This is a genomic window from Pseudomonas moraviensis subsp. stanleyae (assembly GCF_036283065.1).
GTDB lineage: Bacteria > Pseudomonadota > Gammaproteobacteria > Pseudomonadales > Pseudomonadaceae > Aquipseudomonas > Aquipseudomonas stanleyae.
Genome location: NZ_JAADJI010000002.1, coordinates 1 through 20338 on the forward strand (window position 1 = coordinate 1; position 20338 = coordinate 20338).

Consider the following 20338-nt stretch of genomic DNA (forward strand, 5'->3'; position numbering starts at 1 on the left):
ACGACTGCGTCGTACGGTCGCTGCGCTCCCACGCCCGGATCAATCCCTCCGCTCAGCCTTCCGACGTCGCCCGTGGATCAAGATCAAGATCAAAAGCACTCGAGCTAACGCTCATTGTTGAGTGGGGCGGCTTCGCCGCGGGCAGCTGCGCTGCTTTGCTTTTTGCTTTTGTGGGAGCGAGCCTGCTCGCGAAGGCGGCCTGACAGCCGACCTGATCTTGAGGTTGTGCTCAATCCAACAGTAGGAGCTGCCAAAGGCTGCGATCTTTTGCTTTTGCTTTTCCGTGGGAGCGAGCCTGCTCGCGATGTCGATCTGAAGGTCACCGAATTTCTGTCGAATTCACCCGATCCAACTGTAGGAGCTGCCGAAGGCTGCGATCTTTTGCTTTTGCTTTTGCTTTTCCGTGGAAGCGAACCTGCTCGCGATGTCGACGTGAAGGTCGACGAATTTCTGTCGAATTCACGCGATCCACTGTAGGAGCTGCCGAAGGCTGCGATCTTTTACTTTTGCTTTTCTGTGGGAGCGAGCCTGCTCGCGATGTCGATCTGAAGGTCAACGAATTTCTGTCGAATTCACGCGATCCAACTGTAGGAGCTGCCAAAGGCTGCGATCTTTTGCTTTTGCTTTTCCGTGGAAGCGAGCCTGCTCGCCATGTCGACCTGAAGGTCACAGAATTTCTGTCGAATTCACCCGATCCAACTGTAGGAGCTGCCGAAGGCTGCGATCTTTTGCTTTTGCTTTTGCTTTTCCGTGGAAGCGAGCCTGCTCGCGATGTCGACCTGAAGGTCACCGAATTTCTATCGAATTCACGCGATCCAACTGTAGGAGCTGCCGAAGGCTGCGATCTTTTGCTTTTGCTTTTGCTTTTCCGTGGAAGCGAGCCTGCTCGCGATGTCGATCTGAAGGTCACCGAATTCCTGTCGAATTCACGCGATCCAACTGTAGGAGCTGCCGAAGGCTGCGATCTTTTGATCTTGATTTTGCTTCTCTGTGGGAGCGAGCCTGCTCGCGATGGCGGAGGCACATTCAAATTCAATTTGACAGATATACCGCTACCGCGAGCAGGCTCACTCCTCCAAGGTTTTGTGCATTAACCGTCCATCCGTCGTCTGCCCTGAACCTCTGCCGCACTGATTTTTCTACCGGGTAAGTCCCTCAGGAGATACCCGTATGTTCGATCAGCAAAAAAAGGCATCACTGGCGACCTGGCGCAAGATGGCGGAGCAGACCGAGGCCGCTCTGGATCCGGAACAACAATATGACAAACTGCTCAAGGCTGCCGACGAGATGGAGGAGCAAGGCCTGATCACCAGTGCGGAGTGGCGCCAGTTGGTGCGCGACGCCGGTAACCTGTTTACCCAGAACCAGGAAGAAACGCACGGCTGAAAACTGCCATCGGAGGAAATCCCATGCTCAGTTATCTGTTTGTCGGCGCCAACGATGTCGAGCGCTCGGCGGCTTTTTACAAGGCGATCCTGACGCCGCTTGGCTACCGGCATGATCGCGAGGAACACTATTGTTTTTACCTGCCGGATTGCATCGACAAGTCCAACGGTCCCGGCAGCGTGCACATTTCAAAGCCTTTCAATGGCGAGCCGGCAACTCCGGGCAACGGCATGATGCCGGCGTTTCGCGCCGACTCACGGCAAAAGGTTGATCAAGTGCACCAGGCTGGGGTGGACAATGGCGGCAGCGACGAAGGCGCGCCGGGTACGCGCGAGGACTATACGCCGGACTTTTATGTCGCCTATCTGCGCGACCCCGAAGGCAACAAGCTTGCTGTGTTCTACAGCGGATGATGGATGGAGGCTGTCGATTCGGCCCTGATGGCGGCCCGTGCCCAGTTCGCAATCACGATCAGTTTCCACATCGTGCTGGCGGCGTTCAGCATTGGTCTGGCGAATTTCCTCATGGTGCTGGAAGCGTTGTGGTTGAGGACCGGGCGCCAGGTTTATCTGGATGTCTATCGCTACTGGCTCAAAGTGTTTGCCCTCAACGTTGTAGTGGGCACGGCGTCGGGGTTGATTCTGGAGTATCAGTTCGGCCTTAACTGGTCGCGGCTGTCGGTGCAGGCCGGTGACGTCCTCGGTCCGCTGATGTTCTACGAGGTGATGGCGGCGTTTTTCATCGAAGCGGGTTTCCTCGGCATCATGCTGTTCGGCCTGAAGAAGGTCGGTCCGCGTCTGCATTTTTTCGCCACTTGTGCGGTGGCCGTGGGCTCGATAATCAGCGCGTTCTGGATTCTCTCCGCCAACTCGTGGATGCAAACCCCCGCCGGCTATTCGATTGGCGCCGACGGGCGTTTCCTCGCCGAAGACTGGTGGGCGATCATCTTCAATCCCTCGTTTCCCTATCGCCTGGCGCACATGCTGCTCGCCGTGTTCATCGGCAGTGCGACGCTGGTTGCCGGCATCAGCGCTTGGCAGTTGCGCAAGGCCCCAAACAACCCACGCGCTCGGCTGCAATTTTCCATGGCGCTGTGGGTGATTGCGCTGCTGATGCCGGTGCAGATTGTTGTCGGTGATCTGCATGGCCGGCACAGTCTCTACGCCCAGCCGCAAAAAGTCGCGGCGGTCGAAGGCTCCTGGACGCGGCCGGAGCAGGGCGCAGGCGAGCCACTGCGGCTGTTCGCCTGGCCGGATAGCGACGAGCAACGCAATCATTGGGAAGTCGCCATTCCACGCATCGGCTCCGTGTATCTGCATCACGACTTGACCAGCACCATCGCCGCGCTTGATGAATTCCCGGCTGAGGACATTCCGCCCGTGGCGCCAGTGTTTTTCGCGTTCCGGCTGATGGTCGGGCTGGGCCTGTTGATGCTCGGGCAGGGCGTGGTCAGCCTGATCCTGCGTCGGCGCCATCGTCTGTACACGGCGCGCCGGTGGCTGGGCGCTTGCGTGCTGCTGGCGCCGGCCGGGTTTCTGGCCATGCTCAGTGGCTGGGTGGTTACTGAAGTGGGGCGACAGCCGTTTACGGTCTATGGACTGATGCGTACGGCCGACAGTCTGTCGTCAGTGTCCAGGGCGCAAGTCGTGGGATCGACGTGGCTGATCCTGCTGTTTTACCTGTTGATCTTCGGCATCGGCCTGTGGGTGTTGCTGCGCCTGCTGCGTGAGCCGCCGCAGCAGGATCAACCGGGTCCGCAGCCAACCCTTGCCGACGAAACCGGGCACTGAGGAGTCGCAGACATGGACACGGACTGGCTGACGCTGTTGTGCGCCGCCGCATTGGCGTTCTCGGTGATGAACTATGTGTTACTCGACGGCACCGATCTGGGCGTCGGCATGCTGATGGGCTTGACGCGTTGCAGCCAGCAGCGCCGGGCCATGGCGGTGACGATTCTGCCGGTATGGGACGCCAACGAAACCTGGCTGGTGCTTGGCGGCGGCGGGCTGCTGGCATTGTTTCCGCTGGCGTACGCAGTTCTGCTGCCGGCGCTGTATCTGCCGTTTATCGTGATGTTTCTGGCATTGATCGCGCGGGCCATGGCGCTGGAGTTTCGCGACTACGCAGCGACCCAGAAGCGCAAGCGCATCGTCGATAGTGTGATGGCGCTGGCTTCGTTGCTGACCGGGTTTGTCCAGGGCATGGTGCTCGGCACCTTGGTTCAAGGCGTCGCCCATCAGGGCGGTCAGTACATCGGTGATGGCCGCGACTGGCTGAACCCGTTCCCGGTGTTTTGCGGTCTGGTGCTGGTGCTGGGTTACGTCTGGCTGGGAACGTGCTGGTTGTACTGGCGCACCCTGGATGAACTGCAACGACGCTCGGCACGTCAGGCTCGCTTGCTGGCGCTGGTTGTCGCGGCGTTACTGCTGGTGTTGATCGCGTGGACAGCAACGTTGCAGCCGCAATACGCCCGGCGGCTTGCCAGTATCTGGCTGTGGTTGCCAGCGGGGATGTTCGTCAGCGCTTTAGCGATGGTCTTTATCAACGGTTTCCGCAGCCGCTTCGATTGCCTGCCACTGTTCGCCGCATTGGGAGTCTTCGTCCTCGCCTTCGCAGTGATGCTGGTCGCGCTGTATCCCTTCATCATTCCGCCGGATCTGACCCTGAGCGACGCCGCCTCCAGTCCGAACAGCCAGATCTTCATGCTGTCCGGTTTCGCCGTGCTCATACCGATCACCCTGGCCTACAACACCTTCGGTTTCCGCGTGTTCAGCGGCAAGGTGCGCGTTGCCAACGACGGCTGAGCTTCAGGTAACCCGGCGCTTTTTGCTGACCGGCGACAGCCTCGAAGCCCGCAGCAGGTCGGCAAAAGCCGCCTTGTCGATCGGCCGACTCATGAAGTAGCCCTGCACTTCGTTGCATTGATCCTTGCCGAGAATCGCCAGTTGCTCCTCGGTCTCGACGCCTTCGGCAGTCACCGTCAAACCCATGGCCTTGCCCAGGCCAATGATCGCCTGAACCACGGCACGATCATTGGTGCCGCTGCTGATCGAGGCGATTAAACGTTTGTCGATCTTGATCCCGTCGAATGGGTAGGCGCGCAGATAACCGAGCGACGAATAGCCGGTACCGAAGTCGTCCATGTTCAGGCGCACGCCGAGTTCCTTGAGCTGGTTCATGGTGGCCAGCGCTCCATCGGTATCGTTGAGCATCACGTTCTCGGTGATTTCCAGTTCCAGGCGGCTCGCCGGGAAACGCGTTTCCACCAGCACTTCGCGAACATCCTCGACCACATCGCTGAGGGCAAACTGTGCAGGCGAGAGGTTGACCGACAACAGAATGTCAGACGGCCAGTCCAGAGCGGTTTCGCAGGCTTCGCGCAGGACCCAGCGCCCCAGCGGCACGATCAGGTCGGTCTGCTCGGCCAGCGGAATGAACACGTCCGGCCCGAGCAAACCTTGGGTCGGATGCTGCCAGCGCACCAGCGCTTCGACCGAAACAATCTGTTTGCCATCGACTTTGTAACGCGGCTGATAGTGCAGAACGAACTCGTTGTGCTTGAGCGCACGGCGCAGGTCATCTTCCATTTGCCGCCGCGTCTGGATCTGGTCGCTCATGTGCGCTTCGAAATAGCACCAGGTGTTCTTGCCGTCGGACTTGGCCTGATACAGCGCGATGTCGGCATAGCGAATCAGGTCGCTGGCGACGAAGCCGTGACGACGGCTCAGAGCGATGCCGATGCTGGCGCCGATGTGCAGAGGATGCTGCTCGTAATTGATCGGTTGATGCAGGCTGCCGATCAGGCGTGTGCAGAACTTGTCGATCTCGTGATGGCTGTCCATGCCGTTGAGCACCACGACGAATTCATCACCGCCCAGCCGGGCGACGATGTCGTTTTCGCGAGTGCATTCGCGCAGACGTGTGGCGACTTCTTGCAGCACCGCGTCACCGGCCGGGTGACCGAGGGAATCGTTGATCGGTTTGAAGTTGTCCAGATCGATCATCAGCAGCGACAGTGGCGGCGCATGTTCTTTCAATAGCAGCACTTCATCCAGATAGCGCGCCAGCTTGTTGCGGTTGGGCAGACCGGTAAGGGCGTCGTGCATCGACAGGTGCTGGATTTGCGCATGAGCGGCGACCTCGTCGGTGATGTCGCTGGCGGTACCGCGATAGCCGACGACGTTTTCCTTGTCGAAAATCGGTCGTGCGGACAGGCGACAATGACGCGGCTGCCCGGATTCATCGCGGTAGGTGCAGCGCAGGTCGCCGGCGCTGTTTTCGTCGCTGAGTTTGCGCAGCCACAGTTCCAGCGGCGTGGTATCGCAGGTTAGGAGCTCACCAATTTCCTGCCCCAGCCAGAAGGCCTGTGGGTAGCCGGTCACCTCGCTGAACCGCGCCGACAGGTACGTCAGCGCCAACTGCCCATCGACCTCCCAGATCCAGTCCGATGCCGCCTCGGCCACGGCGCGAAAGCGTTCTTCACTGGCTTCGAGTGCATGGTTGGCCGTTTCGAGTGCCTGATTCGACGCCTGCATCGCATGGATGCTGTTGTCGACGTATTGCGACGAGCGCAAGGCGTGGCGAAAGAAATAGGCGGTCAGCAGCATCAGGACCAGGAACGTTGCGCCGAGCGGTGGCACCAGCGACCACAACAGTTGCTGGCCGGGTCGTTGCAGGTCGGCGACGAGGCTGTAGCCGGTACTGTCGAGGGGTACGCGTGGCTGACCGGTTTGAATGGTTTCATCCGGGGCGAGGGTCAAATTGGTCAGGCCATAACCGCTGCCGATCTTGCGCAGTTTGGTCGGCGTCAGCTTGTCGACGAACACCAGCACCGAGGTGTTTCGCAGTTCATCCAGCGGGCGCTCGTCGTTGGGAATGATCGCCGCAGCGGTGATCAGCGCCGGCCAGCCTTCGAACAATGAATAGCTGCTGATCGGCTTGGTCAGATCAGGCTGACTGAGCACTTGCTCGACCAGCATCGAGGCGGGCGCTTGCAGCACCGTGGCCACGTCGGTTTCGACCATCTGCCCGCGAATCACTGCGTACTTGGTGCGCTGGCGATCAAGGACGAACACGCCGTCGTAGCCATCGCTGGTGAACAGGGTCTTGCCCATGTTCTGTTCGGTGTACGCCCATTCGGTGTCGATCGGCCCGCTCAAGGCCTCATAGGCGCGGGTCCAGTAGGCGTAACTGGTGATGTAGTTTTTCGAAGCGGTGATGCGGTTTTCCACGGCGCGCACGGAGTAGAACTGGTTCTGTTCCAGATCTTTGGCATCCAGGGTATTGGCGATGCCTAGCAATGTGCTGATCGCGGCTATGACGCCAGCAACGAACAACGCCCCAACCGCGATCGCCAGGCGCCGGGTTACGGCGCGTTGCGGGGTAGGGATCGGCTGCGTAGCGAGGGTAACGGCCATGTGCTCGTCCTTGATCCGGTGTCTTGTGAATCTAGAACAATGGCGCGGGCACAATGTTCAGATTGTTGTTCTATGACATCGCCTGATTTGTTCAAAGTGTAGCGAATCCCACGGAATGTCCAGCATCGCCGGCCAGCGGCGAATCCCGAAAGGGCGAGACTTCCCGCACAAAAACCGGATAATGGCCGCCATTCGTTTAGCCGTATTCTGGTAATCCTGCATGGAAATCAAGGTCAACTTTCTCGACAACCTTCGACTTGAAGCCAAGTTCGACGACTTCACGGTGATCGCCGATCAGCCTATCCGCTACAAGGGCGACGGCTCGGCACCGGGGCCGTTCGACTACTTCCTGGCGTCGTCGGCCTTGTGCGCGGCTTACTTCGTCAAGCTGTACTGCGACACGCGCAATATTCCGACAGAGAACATTCGCCTGTCGCAGAACAACATCGTCGACCCGGAAAACCGCTACAACCAGATCTTCAAGATTCAGGTCGAATTGCCCGCCGACATCTCCGACAAGGATCGCCAGGGCATCCTCCGTTCGATCGACCGCTGCACGGTGAAGAAAGTGGTGCAGACCGGCCCCGAGTTCATCATCGAAGAAGTCGACAACCTCGACGCCGATGCCCAGGCCTTGTTGATGCCGCAGGCCGGTTCGCAGGCGGGCACCTACATCGCCGGCAAGGACCTGCCGCTGGAACAGACCATTGCCAACATGTCGAAGATCCTTGCCGACCTCGGCATGAAGATCGAAATCGCCTCGTGGCGCAACATCGTGCCCAACGTCTGGTCGCTGCACATCCGCGACGCGCATTCGCCGATGTGCTTCACCAACGGCAAGGGCGCCACCAAGGAAGGCGCACTCGCCTCGGCGCTGGGCGAGTTCATCGAGCGCCTGAACTGCAACTTCTTCTACAACGATCAGTTCTGGGGCGAAGACATCGCCAATGCCGAGTTTGTGCATTACCCGGAGGAGAAATGGTTCAAACCGGGTCCGAAAGACGAGTTGCCAAGCGAAATTCTCGATGACTACACCCTCGGCATTTACAACCGCGACGGCGAGCTGCGCGGTTCGCACCTGTACGACACCAACTCCGGCAACACCCAGCGCGGCATCTGCTCGCTGCCGTTCGTGCGCCAGTCGGACGGCGAAGTGGTGTACTTCCCGTCCAACCTGATCGAAAACCTCTACCTGAGCAACGGCATGAGCGCCGGCAACACCTTGGCCGAAGCGCAGGTGCAGTGCCTGTCGGAAATTTTCGAGCGCGCGGTCAAACGCGAGATTCTAGAAGGCGAAATGGCCCTGCCGGATGTGCCGCAGCAAGTGCTGGAGAAATACCCGAGCATCCTCGCCGGCATCAAAGGCCTGGAAGAGCAGGGCTTCCCGGTGCTGGTCAAGGATGCCTCGCTGGGCGGTGAGTTCCCGGTGATGTGCGTGACCCTGATGAACCCGCGCACCGGCGGCGTCTTCGCCTCGTTCGGCGCGCACCCGAGCCTGGAAGTCGCGCTGGAACGCAGCCTGACCGAACTGTTGCAGGGCCGCAGCTTCGAAGGCCTGAACGACTTGCCGCAGCCGACGTTCTCCGGGCAGGCGGTGACCGAGCCGAACAACTTTGTCGAGCACTTCATCGACTCCAGCGGCGTGGTGTCGTGGCGCTTCTTCAGTGCCAAACCAGACTTCGAGTTCGTCGAGTGGGACTTCTCCGGCCAAGGCGAAAACTCCAACGCCGAAGAAGCCGCAACCCTGTTCGGCATCCTTGAAGACATGGGCAAGGAAGTCTACATGGCGGTCTACGAGCACATCGGCGCCAAGGCCTGCCGCATCCTCGTGCCGGATTACTCGGAGATCTACCCGATCGAAGACCTGATCTGGGACAACACTAACAAAGCCCTGCAATTTCGCGCCGACATCCTCAACCTGCACAATCTCAGCAAGGTCGGCTTGCGCAATCTGGTCCAGGGCCTGGAACGCAGCGAGCAGGACGACTACACCGATATCACCACGCTGATCGGCATCGAGTTCGACGACAACACGCCGTGGGGCAAGCTGACGATTCTCGAGCTGCGCTTGCTGATCTACCTCGCGCTGCAGAAGTTTGACGAGGCCAAGGATCTGGTCGAGGCGTTCCTGCAATACAACGACAACACCGTTGAGCGCGGCTTGTTCTATCAGGCTGTGAATGTGGTGCTGGAGATGGAATTGGATGAAGACCTGGAGCTGGAAGACTACGAAGCGAATTTCCGCCGTATGTTCGGTGACGAGCGTATGGATGCGGCGATTGGTTCGGTGAATGGCAGCGTGCGGTTTTACGGTTTGACGCCGACGAGCATGAAGCTGGAAGGGCTGGATCGGCATTTGCGCTTGATCGAGAGCTACAAGAAGCTGCATGCGGCGCGGGCGGGTGTGGCGGCTTTGGGGCTTTGAAGAGCGGGCTTTGATGTTTCGCTTTCGGCTTGGATGTGGCTGCGTGACGTAAACCGCAGCCCCTCACCCCAGCCCTCTCCCGAGGGAGAGGGGGCCGATATTCGGGCTTCTCAAGATTTGAGTTCGACTCGGTTTCCCAAGTCGGCGTAGTTCGACCAAACCCCGCGGTCAGTTCCCTCTCCCTTGGGAGAGGGTTAGGGTGAGGGGTTTTTGCGGCCATGGGCCGCATCCGCCAACTGCCCCGTATCCACCCGCACAAACACTGAATCACCCACCGCCGTCAGCACTTGCCCCGCATACACCTCGCAAATCACCCGGGTCTTGCGCCCGACCTCACCCTCAATCCGCGCGCGCAAGAGCAGCGATACGCCCATTGGCGTTGGCTTGATGAACTTGATCCCGAGATTGCCAGTCACGCAATCGATGCGCGGCAGGCTGCCGGCTTCGCGGCTTTCTGCGCGGTAGTGCCAGGCCATGGCGGTCCAGTTCGAGTGACAGTCGACCAGCATGGCGATCAGCCCGCCGTAAACCAGATCCGGCCAGCCGCAGTATTGGGCTTCAGGCAGGTGTTCGGCGATCACATGGCGGCCGTCTTCGTCCCAGCGACTTTTGACGTGCAGGCCGTGCGGGTTGCGGCCGCCGCAGCCGTAGCAAACGCCTTCGGGGGCGGCGAGGTCTTGCAGTGGGGTGTCATGGCTGGACATGGCGTGGGTCATCCTGGAGTGGCGAGGCCGGACAGGCGCAAGCGGTTGCGTCCTCCGCGTTTGGACTCGTAAAGCGCGGCGTCGCCCAGTTCGATCAGCGCATCCAGACTGGCCGGCGGTTTGTCGAACAGGGTGGCGCCGATGCTCAAGGTCACCGCAGCGGACGTGGGATAGGTGTGCGACGCCATGGCCAGAAACTGTTCGCGCAAGGCATTGCCCAGTTCAAGAATAGCTTCGGCTGGGGCGTTGTTGAGCAGCATCAGAAACTCATCGCCGCCCAGTCGTGCGGTCAGCGCATGGGCCGGCAGATGAGCGCGGATCATTTCGCTCAGGGCAATCAGCAAGCGGTCGCCGGCGATGTGCCCGTACTGATCGTTGACCAGTTTGAAGTTGTCGATATCGATCAACAGCAGCGCACCCGGGCGTTGCGCGCAAACTCCGGCCAGCAGGCGTGGCGTGCGTTTTTCCAGGGCGCGGCGGTTATAAAGGGCGGTGAGCGGATCGCGTTCGGCGAGGCGGGCGATCTGCTTTTCCCGGCGATAACGCTCGGTACCGGTCATCGACAGGGCGATCAACATGATTGCCATTGCGCCTTCGACCAGCGAGATCTGAATGATCTCGCCGCGAAACGCTGCCAGATCGATCAGCGTGCCGGGGATCACCACGGTCAGGGCCTTGGCCACATAAAAGATGCCGTGGCCGAGCAGCACATAACGCAATTGCACCGCGCCGACGCTCAACGACTTGCCGTGTGGACGCAGCAGCGAACTGGCTTTGAGCGTCGGAATCGCGACCAGCAGCGAGTTGGCCACCAGCATGGCTTTCGACCATAGCGGCCCGTCCGGCAAGAGCAGCATGATCAGCCACGTCGCGAAAATCAGGTACCACGCCGGCGACAGTCGGGTCTGGGTGAAGCGCGCCACACCGAGCAGGAAAAAGAAGTGCGCGGTCACCAGCAGGCCGTTGGCGAACCAGATGCCCAGCAGCAGAAAACCACTGCTGCGCAGCAGGGCGAGGGTGGAACCGATGGTGATGGTGGCGAAACCGGCGCTCCAGAACAGTAGCGAAGGCTCACGGATGCTGCGCCACTCGACCGCCAGGTACATCGCGGCAGCGGCTGCGAGGGCGATCGTGATGGTCAGCATCGTTGGCGGATCGAGCGGCATTCCGGGCAGGCCTGTCTGTATGGCAATAGGCCTGCGATTGTAAGCGTTTGGTCAGGTTTTTCGCAGGGGGCACGTTGCCGGGCAGACCACTGGCGCTCCAGCATTCACTCTTGCGGGCTTAGCCAAGTGTCGACAACGCGGCGGTCGAGCTCTTCCCAATAGGCCATGCCCAGCACTCGAGTGGTGTTGAGCCCGCGCAGGTAACCGCGCAGTTGCTGGGCGGTGTCGCGGATCAATTGTGCATCGCGGCTGTTTTTGTCCAGCAGGATGCTTTCGTACTGCATCAGGTATTCGGCTACGCGGTCGCGATATTCGGGCAGCACGGCGTCACGGATCAGATCAAACGTTCTCAAGGCGAGACCCTCATCATTTTTCTTGGGTTTGTGCAGTGTGCATCAGTCTGCGCGGCACGCAACTATTGCTGGAAGTAATAGTGACCATCAAGAAACGCAAGTTCTGCTTTGCCGGCGATCGGCGGAAAATCGCCTCCATCGAAGACGCAGCTCAAGGAAATTGCGCGATGAACATTCTGACTCGACTGGCAATGATCGCCCTGCTGATGGGCGGGTTGGTTACCGCACCGGCTTATGCAGACGACGCCCGGTCGTGTCACCTGCAACCCATCACCGCCAGCGCCTCGGCGTTGCAGCACACGCAGACCGTGGGTGTGCTGTTGAGTGAGAACACCTTGCAGAACCTGCAATACCTGGAGCGCTACCACGACATGGCGCTGAACGGCGCGAAATACGCGCTGGACTCGCGAATCCGCGACGCCTTTGTCGGCAGCTCCGATCCGGAACTGGCCCTCGACTGGCTGGTGAGTTCGCTGCAGCAGCAGTTCGTCTCGGTGACTGTTTACGACAATCTCGATGCGCTGGTGCAGGCCCATCCGGATGTGGTGGTCAAGCTCGACACCTTCAATCGCTTGCTGACCCAGCGCAACAGTCTGGTCGAGGCGCGCTTTTCTGCGCGGTTCTACGACGCCGATCTGCAATACATCGGCAAGGCGCAAGGGGCGATCGAGCGAGAGCTGCCGTCGGTCTGGGTGCACAACCAGGCGGCGCCGCAAATCGCTGCACAGATCAATCAGCAGCGTGACCTGCAACTCGACGCGCTGAAGCAATTCGATGTGTCGCTCAAGGCCCTGGTGGCGTCGAGCTGATTCTCAAAAACGTAAATGGCAACGGCGGCGCCGTGAAGTCGAACCGTTGCCGGTTGAACCGAACCTTTATTTTCAGGATTACCCCGATGCGTCCTTTATTCGTGCCTGTCATGGCTTTTGTTTCCCTGTTGCTCGCCGGTTGTGCTTCGGCGCCGAACGATCCGACTTTGACGTTGCAGACGAGCAAGACGCCGGCGCAGTACGCCGAGTGCGTGGTGCCGAAGTTGCAGGGCAGTGCGTTGAATCCGACGGTTTCGCAGAGTCAGCGCAGTTATCGGATTGTGGTGCCGAGCAAGGTGTCGGCGGATAACGTGCTGGAGGCCTACAAGGCGGGGAAGGGCGGCAAGGTGTTCATTTATGAGCGGCATTTGCTGGCGTCGAATTTGCTGCCTTCGAGTTTTGAGCGGGCGGCTCAGGATTGCATTTGATCTGAGCGCTTGGGTGGTTTTTTACAGAGCTCCTTTGGTTGGCCGCAACCAACCAATTTTTTGGCCCCACACTGGGTTTCCGGTTGTGGGGTTTTTTTTGTGTTCTTGGCGGCCTTTGGGCCGACCATGCTCTTCGGGTTTTGGGTGCATATCTGTTTCTTGCGGTGTTGCGGCTGGCGGTTTCGCCCTTACGGCGAGGCACTTTTTCCAGACGCCGAAAAAGTACCCAAAAAGGCTTCGCCCTGACGTTCGGCCCGCTCGCTGGGGCTCGGGGTTCCTTCGCTGCGGGATCGATCCGGGCGCAGCGTTTCCGGTTTGCTTCGCTGCACCTCCTTCCGCTGTGTACGACTGCGTCGTACGGTCGCTGCGCTCCCACGCCCGGATCAATCCCTCCGCTCAGCCTGCCAACTGGCTCCAGGATCAAAAGCGGAACTCGAGCTAACGCTCATCGTATTGGGTGGCGGGGCGGCCTGCTTGGTTTGATTTTGCTTTTCTGTGGGAGCGAGCCTGCTCGCGAAGGCGGCCTGACAGCCGACCTGTTTTTGAGTGGAGCGCGATCCACTGTAGGAGCTGCCGAAGGCTGCGATCTTTTGATCTGGCCTTTGCTTTTGCTTTTCTGTGAGAGCAAGCGTGCTCCCGAAGGCGGCCTGACAGCCGATCTGGATGTTACTGAATGCACTCGATCAAAACTGTAGGAGCGAGCCTGCTCGCGATAGCGGTGTATCAGGCAAACATGATGATGATTGGGGAGTGTTCGTTTGCCTTGCGATCCGGTTGCTCCAGGGCCAGCCCTCACCCTGACCCTCTCCCAGAGGGAGAGGGGGAATTGATCGATGTGTTTGTTGAAGATACGTCGACCTAAGACTCCGCGTCGAACTCGGTCTCGAATTCAACGAAGATCGGCTCCCTTTCCCCCTCGCCCCCTGGGGGGAGAGGGCTGGGGTGAGGGGGGGCTGGGTTTCACTGACACAACCGCGATCTGCAGCCTGTCCCAAACAACCATTCACCCCGTCACACACACCCAACCGGCACTTTCCCCGCAAACGTATCGACCAGACTCGCCACCACCATTTCCCCCATCCGCGTGCGTGTCTGAAGCGTGGCGCTGGCCCGATGTGGTTGCAGCACCACCTGTTCGTTACCAAACAACGCTTCCGGCACATTCGGTTCATCGACAAACACATCCAGCCCAGCCCCGGCAATCTCGCCAGCGGCAAGCGCGGCAACCAGATCCGCCTCATTCACCAGTTTGCCTCTGGCGACGTTGACCAGGTAACCGTCCTTGCCCAGCGCTTGCAGCACTTGCGCATCAATGATCGCTTCGCCCTTGTCCGCCGCGGCGGCGAGGATCAGGGCGTCGCTGTCGCGGGCCAGTTGTTTGAGGTCGGCGACGAAGGTGTGGGGGACGTCGCTCATGGGGCGCAGATCGGTGTAGCTGATCGGGCAGCCGAAGGCGGCGGCTCGGACGGCGATGGCGCGGCCGACGCGGCCCATGCCGACGATGCCGATGCGCATGCCGGAGACTTGTCGGGCCAGCGGCAGCGGGGCGAGTGGGGTTGGGCTTTGCGGCCATTGGCCGGAACGGACGTAGCGGTCGCTGGTGCACAGGCCGCGGCAGACCGAGATGAGCAGGCCGATGGCGAGGTCGGCGACGTCTTCGGTGAGGGCGCCGATGGTGGCGGTGACGCGGATGCCGCGGTCGCGGGCGTAGGCGAGGTCGACGGCGTCGGTGCCAACGCCGTTGACCGCGACGACTTCCAGGTTCGTCAGTTGCGCCATCAGCGCCTGGCTGATGCCGGTGTGGCCGCCGGTGATGACGCCGCGAATGTTGGCGCCGTGTTCCTTTATATAGGCGGCTTTGTCCGCTTGTTGAAAGTAGCGGCGTACGGTGAACAGTTCTTCCAGGCGCGCGTTGATTTGCGGGATCAGGATCGGGCTCAGTTGCAGGATTTCTGGCTTCATGGCTACCTCGTTACGCAATAAAAAGGCCGGCTCAACCGCGGCCGGCAAACGGCATGGCGCTGGCCATGACGGTCATGTTCAGGACGTTGGCCGACAGCGGCAGGCCGGCGATGTAGCGCACGGCGTCGGCGACGTGTTTGACGTCGACCATCGGCTCGACGGCGATGCTGCCGTTGGCCTGCCGTACACCTTTGGTCATGCGCACCGACATTTCCGTGAGCGCATTGCCGATGTCGATCTGGCTGCAGGCGATGTTGAATTCGCGGCCGTCCAGCGCGAGGGATTTGGTCAGGCCGAGCACGGCGTGTTTGCTCGCGGTGTAGGCGCTGCTGAACGGCCGTGGTGTGTGTGCGGAAATCGACCCGTTGTTGATGATCCGCCCGCCCTGTGGCTGTTGTTTGCGCATCAGCCCGAACGCGCCGCGGGCGCAGAGGAAGACGCCGTTGAGGTTGGTGTCGATCACGTTGCGCCATTGCTCGAACGTCAGTTCATCCAGCGGCACGGCGGGGGCGTTGACCCCGGCGTTGTTGAAGACCACGTCGAGACGCCCGTAGGCCTCGGCAATCGTCGCGAACAGCACGTCGACACTGGCCGGATCACGCACGTCAGTGGGCACCGCCAAGGCTTGATGACCTTGGCTCTGCGCCTGCTCGACCAGCGCCTGCAGGGGCTCGGGCCGGCGGCCGGCGAGCACCAGGGTGAAACCATCGGCCATCAGGCCCAGCGCCACGGCGAGGCCGATGCCACTGCCGGCGCCGGTGACCAGCGCGACTTTCAAAGGGGTGGTCATATTGTTGTTCTCCTTGTCTCAGAATTCGCCGGATCAGGGCCGTGGGCTGACGCGCATTTCCAGTTGGCCGATGCCGTCGATGCCAGCGCTGATCACGTCGCCCGGTTGCAGACTGTCGACGCCGGCGGGGCTGCCGGTCATGATCAGGTCGCCGGCGCGCAGGGCCACGGATTGAGATATGCGGGCGATCACTTCACTGACTGACCAGATCTGGCTATCGAGGTTGTCACGCTGGCGTTCTTCGCCGTTGACGTTCAGCCACAACTCGCCTTCGGGATGGCCGCAGCGGCTGACCGGGACGACGGCGGTCATCGGCGCGGCGCCGTCGAAGACCTTGGCGCCTTCCCAGGGCAAGCCGTTGCTTTTCGCTGCGCGTTGCACATCGCGGCGGGTCAGGTCGAGGCCGGCGGCGTAGCCCCAGACGTAGGCCAGAGCCTGATCTTCGGGGATATTGGCGCCGCCTTCGCCAATGGCGACAACCAGTTCGATTTCATGGACGAAGTCCTCGCACACCGAGGGGAAGGCGACGTCGCCGACGGCATCGACCACGCAGCTTGCCGGTTTCATGAAGAACACCGGTGGCTGGCGCGACTGGCCTTGAGTGTCCGGCCATGGGTAGTTGCGGCCGACACAGAACACCCGGCCAACGGGGAAGCGTTGCTCGCTGCCGAGTACCGGCAGGGTTACGGGCAGATCCGGGGTAAAGACGTATTCGGTCATGTTCATCCTGCGGGTCATCCTGTTTGAAAGGGCAGCGTACGGCGGCTCGCGTCGGTGAAGTTGGACGAAAGCCGCCTGCGTTTGGACAAATCCGGTTTTTTCCGTTCAGCGCACCTTCAGTTCGATGCGATACAGGCGCCCCAGCAGCAACGAATAGGAGAGGGTGCCGATCAGCGCCACGCCGCCAATGAACCAGAAGGCATAGGCGAAGGTCCCGGTGGCGTGGACGATGGCGCCGATCACGATCGGCGTGACGATGCCGCCGATGTTCGCCGCCAGACTGGTGATCCCGCCGGTCAGGCCGATCAGCTCTTTCGGCGCCACTTCCGAAACCGCCGCCCACGACGAAGACGCAATGCCTTGGGCGAAGAAGGCGATGGTCAGCACGGCAATGCAGATCACATTGGAGTCGGTGAAATTCACCAGCACGATCGACATGCCCAGCATCGAACCGACCACCAGCGGCAACTTGCGTGCAAACGACATCGAGTAGCCGCGACGGATCAGCAGATCGGAAACGATGCCGGCCAAAAGGATCCCCACCGTCGCACCGACGAAGGGCAGCACGGCGAAGATCCCGGCCTTGATCATGGTCAGTTTGCGTTCTTCGATCAGGTACGTCGGGAACCAGGTGAGGAAGAAGTACAGCGCCGAGGTGCTGGCGAACTTGCCGATGCAGATCGCCCAGATCTGCCGATAGCTGAACAGTTCGGCAATCTGCCGCCAGTTGAAACGGGTGCGCTCCTGGCTGCTCTTGACCAGACCGCCGCCGGTTTCGATGTACTTCAATTCCTCTTGGCTGACCTTCTTGCAGTTCAGCGGATCGCGATACAGGTACAGCCACAGCACGCCGAAAACGATGCCGAGTGCACCGGTGCTGTAGAACACGTGGCGCCAGTCGAAGGTGGTCGCCAGCCACAGCAGCGCGCCGGTGAACAGCGCCGTGCCGAGGTACTGGCCGCACACGTAGATGCTGCTGGCCAGCCCGCGTTCCCGCGCCGGGAACCACACCGTCACCGCGCGGCTGTTGGCCGGAAAGGCCGGCGCTTCCATGGCACCGACCGCCAGACGCAGGCCGAACAGCGAGGCAAATCCGGTGGCGAAACCCTGGCACACGGTGACGGTCGACCAACTGATCAGCGAAACGCCGTAGGTGAAGCGCGAGCCAAACCGGTCAGCGATGAATCCGGCCGGCACCAGCGCCAGGGCATAGGTCCAGGCGAAGGCAGAAAAGATCAGGCCCATTTCGATCTTGTCCAGGCCCAGGTCCTTGGCCATGAACGGCGCGGCGATCGAGATGTTCACCCGGTCGATGTAATTGATGATCGTCGCAATCAGCAGCAACGACAGCATGAACCAGCGCCGCCGGGTGGGCAGGCGCTGCGACGAGACGGCATCACGTGTGCCGGCAATCACCGGCGGCACCGTGGCACTGGAAGAGTGGGAGTTGGACATGCGGAGACCTCGTTATTGTTAGAAGAATCGAGATTTTTTGGGCAGCCGATGCCGTTGCCCGCAAGGTGTGGGGCAAGGCAATCGAACGTGAAACAGGCGCGATGAGCCGATGGATTCAGACGGTCAGCGACAGCTGTCCGCTGCGGTTATCGGGGCAGGATCGGGCGGGGCGGCGAGGGGCAATAGCAGGATCATGACGTGCGCACCTTTGATTGTTTTTGAAAGAGGTTGGGCTGCGTTGTCATTACAGTGGTCGTACAACGGTTCTAAATCAACCGATCGGTTAGAACGTTTTTTCTTTAAAAAAGTGGATTCGGTGAACCTGTCCAAAAAGATAAATACGATTTGTCTTGATAAGAAAGATCAGATAGCAAAGCTAAGTAATTGAAAAACCGCGATTACTTATATTTCGATGGCAATCAGGTTTTTGGACAGCCGCGTCGCGAGGCCTCCTTCAAAAAAGCCTAGGTCATCGTATGACTCATTGCCGCACACCGCTCAACCCTGCAAGATGACAAGCGCCACCTCACTACCCGGAGGACTTCCCGCCCATGTCCGTACCCAGCCGTATTCCGACCTACGTCATGCAGCAACGCAGCGAATTGACCGATTTCTACATTCGCGACAAAAAGGGTCGGCGCGCCGAAACTGCGCCTCACCGGCATGAGTACTTCCAGATTCAGATCAACCTCGGTGGCGACACCGTGCAGCACATCGGCAGCGTGCAGCGACCGTTCCCGCGCAACACCCTGGCGTTCATCCTGCCGCATCGCGTGCATGTGATTCCGCATCCCGAGGACAGCAACTTCATCGTGATCAATTTTTCCCAGACGTTCCTCTTGCCGCATCTGCAATGCGACCCGATGGATCTGGAAGAAGTGTCGATCCTGCTCGCGCCCGAGCTGTCGCCGTTCCGCTTTCAGGAGCATCTGGATTTCATTCTGAGTGATGAGGATTTTGCTCAGGTCTGCGGCTTGATCGAGCAGATGCGCGCACTCGATGAGAACCGTCAGTTCGGCACGCGGGAAATGCTCAAGGGCCTGTTGCTGCAGATGATTGGCAGCGTGTGTTTTCTCTATGCCGAGCCGCTCAAGCACCTGGCGGAAGAGAATGCCGCCGAGAACAGTCGTCGCGACGCCTTGAGCCGTATGTTCGAATACTTGCGCAAGAACATCGCCGATCCTGATCTGAACCTGATCAAGGTCGCCGCTGCGACCTATCTGTCACCGACCTACCTGACGCACTGGCTGCGCAAGGAGATCGGCAAGACCTTTACCGAGCTGGTGCTCGAGCGGCGCATGCACGCCGCGCGCAATTTTCTGCTCAACAGCACGCGCTCGGTGGGCGAGGTGGCGCGGTTGTGCGGGTTCGCCGATGAGGCTTATTTCTCCCGACGTTTTCGGCAGATCCATGGCCAGCCGCCGGGGCAGTTCCGTCGACGCCAGCTCAATCCGGACACGCCGCAGACACCTCTCAATACCTGAGCCGAAGCTCAGACCCACTTGAAGCGGGCAGGGAAGCGCGCGACAAAACAGGTGCCCGTTTCACTGTCGGACGTCACGCTCAAGGTGCCGTTGTGCGCATTGGCAATTTGCCCGGCAATGTACAAGCCCAGCCCCAGCCCTTCATTGCGCTGTCCGGCTTCGGAACGCGAGAACGGTTCGAACAGCAGCGGCATCAGCGCGGGCGGAATCGGCGCGCCCTGGTTAGTCAGCGAAATGACCATCTCATCGCCCTCGGCAAACGCCTTGAGCACGATCGGCTCTTCCGTCGAGCCATGGGTCACGGCGTTACCCAGCAGATTCGACAACAGCTGGCTGATGCGCAGCGGGTCGCAATACACGCCGGTCGGCACCTCCAGCACATCAATGAACTGCGCCTGCGGGTACGCCACCTTGATTTCGTCCAGGGTCTGGCGCAGCGTTTGCTGCAAGTCGTCCACCAGTTTGCGCTGCACCGGAATTCCGCTGCCGAGTCGGCCGCGGGCGAAGTCAAGGATGTTTTCGATCAACACGCCCATGCGCACCGAGCTGGTGCGGATCGCCGACAACAGCGTACGCGAGCGCTTGTCCTCGGCCTTGCTTTCGAGCAGGTCGGCACTCATGCGAATGGCGCTCAGTGGCGTGCGCAAATCGTGGCCCAGCACCGCAATGAATTGCTCGCGCAGACGGCCCATCTCGTTGGCATCGGCCAGCGCGGTTCTGGTTGCGTGCAGATGACCTTGGGTGTCCAGGCTCATTGCGATCAACTGGGCGAAGAGGGTGAGGGTCTTTTCGATGGCCGAATCATCGAGATTCGCCGGCACCGAATCGATGGCGCACAGCGTGCCGAAGAATTCGCCATCGGCCTTGATGATTGGGATGGAGATGTAGCTTTCCAGACCGTAGGTTTTCGGTGTGTGGTGCGTGGAGAACAGCGGATGCTGGCTGGCGTGGCCGAAAATCACCGGCTGATGATGCTGGCGGATTTCATGGCAAATCGTCGACTCGAGCACCAGTTCGCCGCCGGGCAATAGTCCGAAATCGATCGAGTCATCCACGGCGCAGGCGATCCACTTGCTCTCGGTAACCCGCGCTACGGCGGCGAAACGCATGCCGGTCATGTGCTTGACCATGCTCAGGATCACCGGCACCGCATCAATGCTGCCGATGGCTTCGAGGTCGGAGGAGAAATCTGTCTGGGGCATGGCCGGCGCTTCGCGAAAGTGTCGCCAAAGACTATCG

20 protein-coding genes are annotated in these 20338 nt (G+C 60.4%); 11 read left to right on the forward strand and 9 right to left on the reverse strand.

The features are described from left to right. The 7 genes from GXB78_RS02560 to cydB all read left to right on the forward strand — a co-directional run. Window positions 1–203 (forward strand): hypothetical protein (locus GXB78_RS02560; protein ID WP_329514030.1); only part of this gene is annotated, 203 nt, incomplete at its 5' end. Window positions 204–225: 22 nt separating this feature from the next. Continuing rightward, window positions 226–477, forward strand: coding sequence for a hypothetical protein (locus GXB78_RS02565; protein WP_329514031.1), 252 nt, complete (start codon window positions 226–228; stop codon window positions 475–477). Window positions 478–614: 137 nt separating this feature from the next. After that, a complete protein-coding gene (locus GXB78_RS02570) occupies window positions 615–1094 on the forward strand; it encodes a hypothetical protein (protein WP_329514032.1) in 480 nt (159 codons plus the stop codon). Between the two features lie 76 nt (window positions 1095–1170). Continuing rightward, window positions 1171–1386, forward strand: coding sequence for a hypothetical protein (locus GXB78_RS02575; RefSeq protein ID WP_329514033.1), 216 nt, complete (start codon window positions 1171–1173; stop codon window positions 1384–1386). 23 nt (window positions 1387–1409) lie between these two features. Beyond that, on the forward strand, window positions 1410–1799 hold the full coding sequence (locus tag GXB78_RS02580; protein WP_329514034.1) for a VOC family protein: 390 nt from the start codon (window positions 1410–1412) through the stop codon (window positions 1797–1799). A gap of 3 nt (window positions 1800–1802) precedes the next feature. Next, complete coding sequence (locus GXB78_RS02585) at window positions 1803–3176, forward strand: cytochrome ubiquinol oxidase subunit I (protein ID WP_329514035.1); 1374 nt, start codon at window positions 1803–1805, stop codon at window positions 3174–3176. Between the two features lie 12 nt (window positions 3177–3188). Continuing rightward, the gene (gene cydB / locus GXB78_RS02590; RefSeq protein ID WP_329514036.1) at window positions 3189–4190 is read left to right on the forward strand and encodes a cytochrome d ubiquinol oxidase subunit II; all 1002 of its coding nucleotides are present in this window, start codon (window positions 3189–3191) and stop codon (window positions 4188–4190) included. 3 nt (window positions 4191–4193) lie between these two features. Here cydB and GXB78_RS02595 read toward each other — a convergent pair whose 3' ends face one another. Continuing rightward, window positions 4194–6803 (reverse strand): bifunctional diguanylate cyclase/phosphodiesterase, encoded by a 2610-nt coding sequence (locus tag GXB78_RS02595; protein ID WP_329514037.1) that lies wholly within the window; start codon window positions 6801–6803, stop codon window positions 4194–4196. A gap of 220 nt (window positions 6804–7023) precedes the next feature. Here GXB78_RS02595 and GXB78_RS02600 point away from each other — a divergent pair, with 220 nt between their 5' ends. Further along, window positions 7024–9228, forward strand: coding sequence for an OsmC domain/YcaO domain-containing protein (locus GXB78_RS02600; RefSeq protein ID WP_329514038.1), 2205 nt, complete (start codon window positions 7024–7026; stop codon window positions 9226–9228). Between the two features lie 194 nt (window positions 9229–9422). Here the strand turns inward: GXB78_RS02600 and GXB78_RS02605 are convergent, their stop codons facing one another. From GXB78_RS02605 to GXB78_RS02615, 3 genes are all read right to left on the reverse strand, one after another. Further along, window positions 9423–9932, reverse strand: coding sequence for a PaaI family thioesterase (locus GXB78_RS02605; RefSeq protein ID WP_329514039.1), 510 nt, complete (start codon window positions 9930–9932; stop codon window positions 9423–9425). Between the two features lie 8 nt (window positions 9933–9940). Further along, window positions 9941–11098 carry a GGDEF domain-containing protein gene (locus tag GXB78_RS02610; protein WP_329514040.1) on the reverse strand — a complete coding sequence of 386 codons (1158 nt, stop codon included), beginning with the start codon at window positions 11096–11098 and terminating at the stop codon, window positions 9941–9943. Window positions 11099–11202: 104 nt separating this feature from the next. Beyond that, complete coding sequence (locus GXB78_RS02615) at window positions 11203–11451, reverse strand: hypothetical protein (RefSeq protein ID WP_122507053.1); 249 nt, start codon at window positions 11449–11451, stop codon at window positions 11203–11205. Between the two features lie 167 nt (window positions 11452–11618). Here GXB78_RS02615 and GXB78_RS02620 point away from each other — a divergent pair, with 167 nt between their 5' ends. Together GXB78_RS02620 and GXB78_RS02625 are read left to right on the forward strand one after the other, a co-directional pair. Continuing rightward, entirely contained in the window at window positions 11619–12260 is a 642-nt protein-coding gene (locus GXB78_RS02620) for an ATPase (protein WP_329514575.1), read from the forward strand. A gap of 86 nt (window positions 12261–12346) precedes the next feature. Then, entirely contained in the window at window positions 12347–12688 is a 342-nt protein-coding gene (locus GXB78_RS02625) for a YajG family lipoprotein (RefSeq protein WP_329514041.1), read from the forward strand. A 1011-nt stretch (window positions 12689–13699) separates the two neighbouring features. On the opposite strand, the gene GXB78_RS02630 is transcribed toward GXB78_RS02625, so the two are convergent. From GXB78_RS02630 to GXB78_RS02645, 4 genes are all read right to left on the reverse strand, one after another. Further along, window positions 13700–14650: a 2-hydroxyacid dehydrogenase gene (locus tag GXB78_RS02630; RefSeq protein WP_329514042.1), complete on the reverse strand. Its 951-nt coding sequence runs from the start codon at window positions 14648–14650 to the stop codon at window positions 13700–13702. Between the two features lie 31 nt (window positions 14651–14681). Then, complete coding sequence (locus GXB78_RS02635; protein WP_329514043.1) at window positions 14682–15440, reverse strand: SDR family oxidoreductase; 759 nt, start codon at window positions 15438–15440, stop codon at window positions 14682–14684. 33 nt (window positions 15441–15473) lie between these two features. Further along, the gene (locus GXB78_RS02640) at window positions 15474–16166 is read right to left on the reverse strand and encodes a fumarylacetoacetate hydrolase family protein (protein ID WP_329514044.1); all 693 of its coding nucleotides are present in this window, start codon (window positions 16164–16166) and stop codon (window positions 15474–15476) included. A gap of 99 nt (window positions 16167–16265) precedes the next feature. Continuing rightward, window positions 16266–17615, reverse strand: a complete 1350-nt coding sequence (locus GXB78_RS02645; RefSeq protein ID WP_329514045.1) for an MFS transporter — start codon at window positions 17613–17615, stop codon at window positions 16266–16268. Between the two features lie 551 nt (window positions 17616–18166). Here GXB78_RS02645 and GXB78_RS02650 point away from each other — a divergent pair. Continuing rightward, window positions 18167–19099, forward strand: a complete 933-nt coding sequence (locus GXB78_RS02650; RefSeq protein WP_329514046.1) for a helix-turn-helix transcriptional regulator — start codon at window positions 18167–18169, stop codon at window positions 19097–19099. A gap of 8 nt (window positions 19100–19107) precedes the next feature. Here GXB78_RS02650 and GXB78_RS02655 read toward each other — a convergent pair whose 3' ends face one another. Beyond that, entirely contained in the window at window positions 19108–20301 is a 1194-nt protein-coding gene (locus tag GXB78_RS02655; RefSeq protein ID WP_329514047.1) for a GAF domain-containing sensor histidine kinase, read from the reverse strand. Window positions 20302–20338 lie beyond the last annotated feature (37 nt).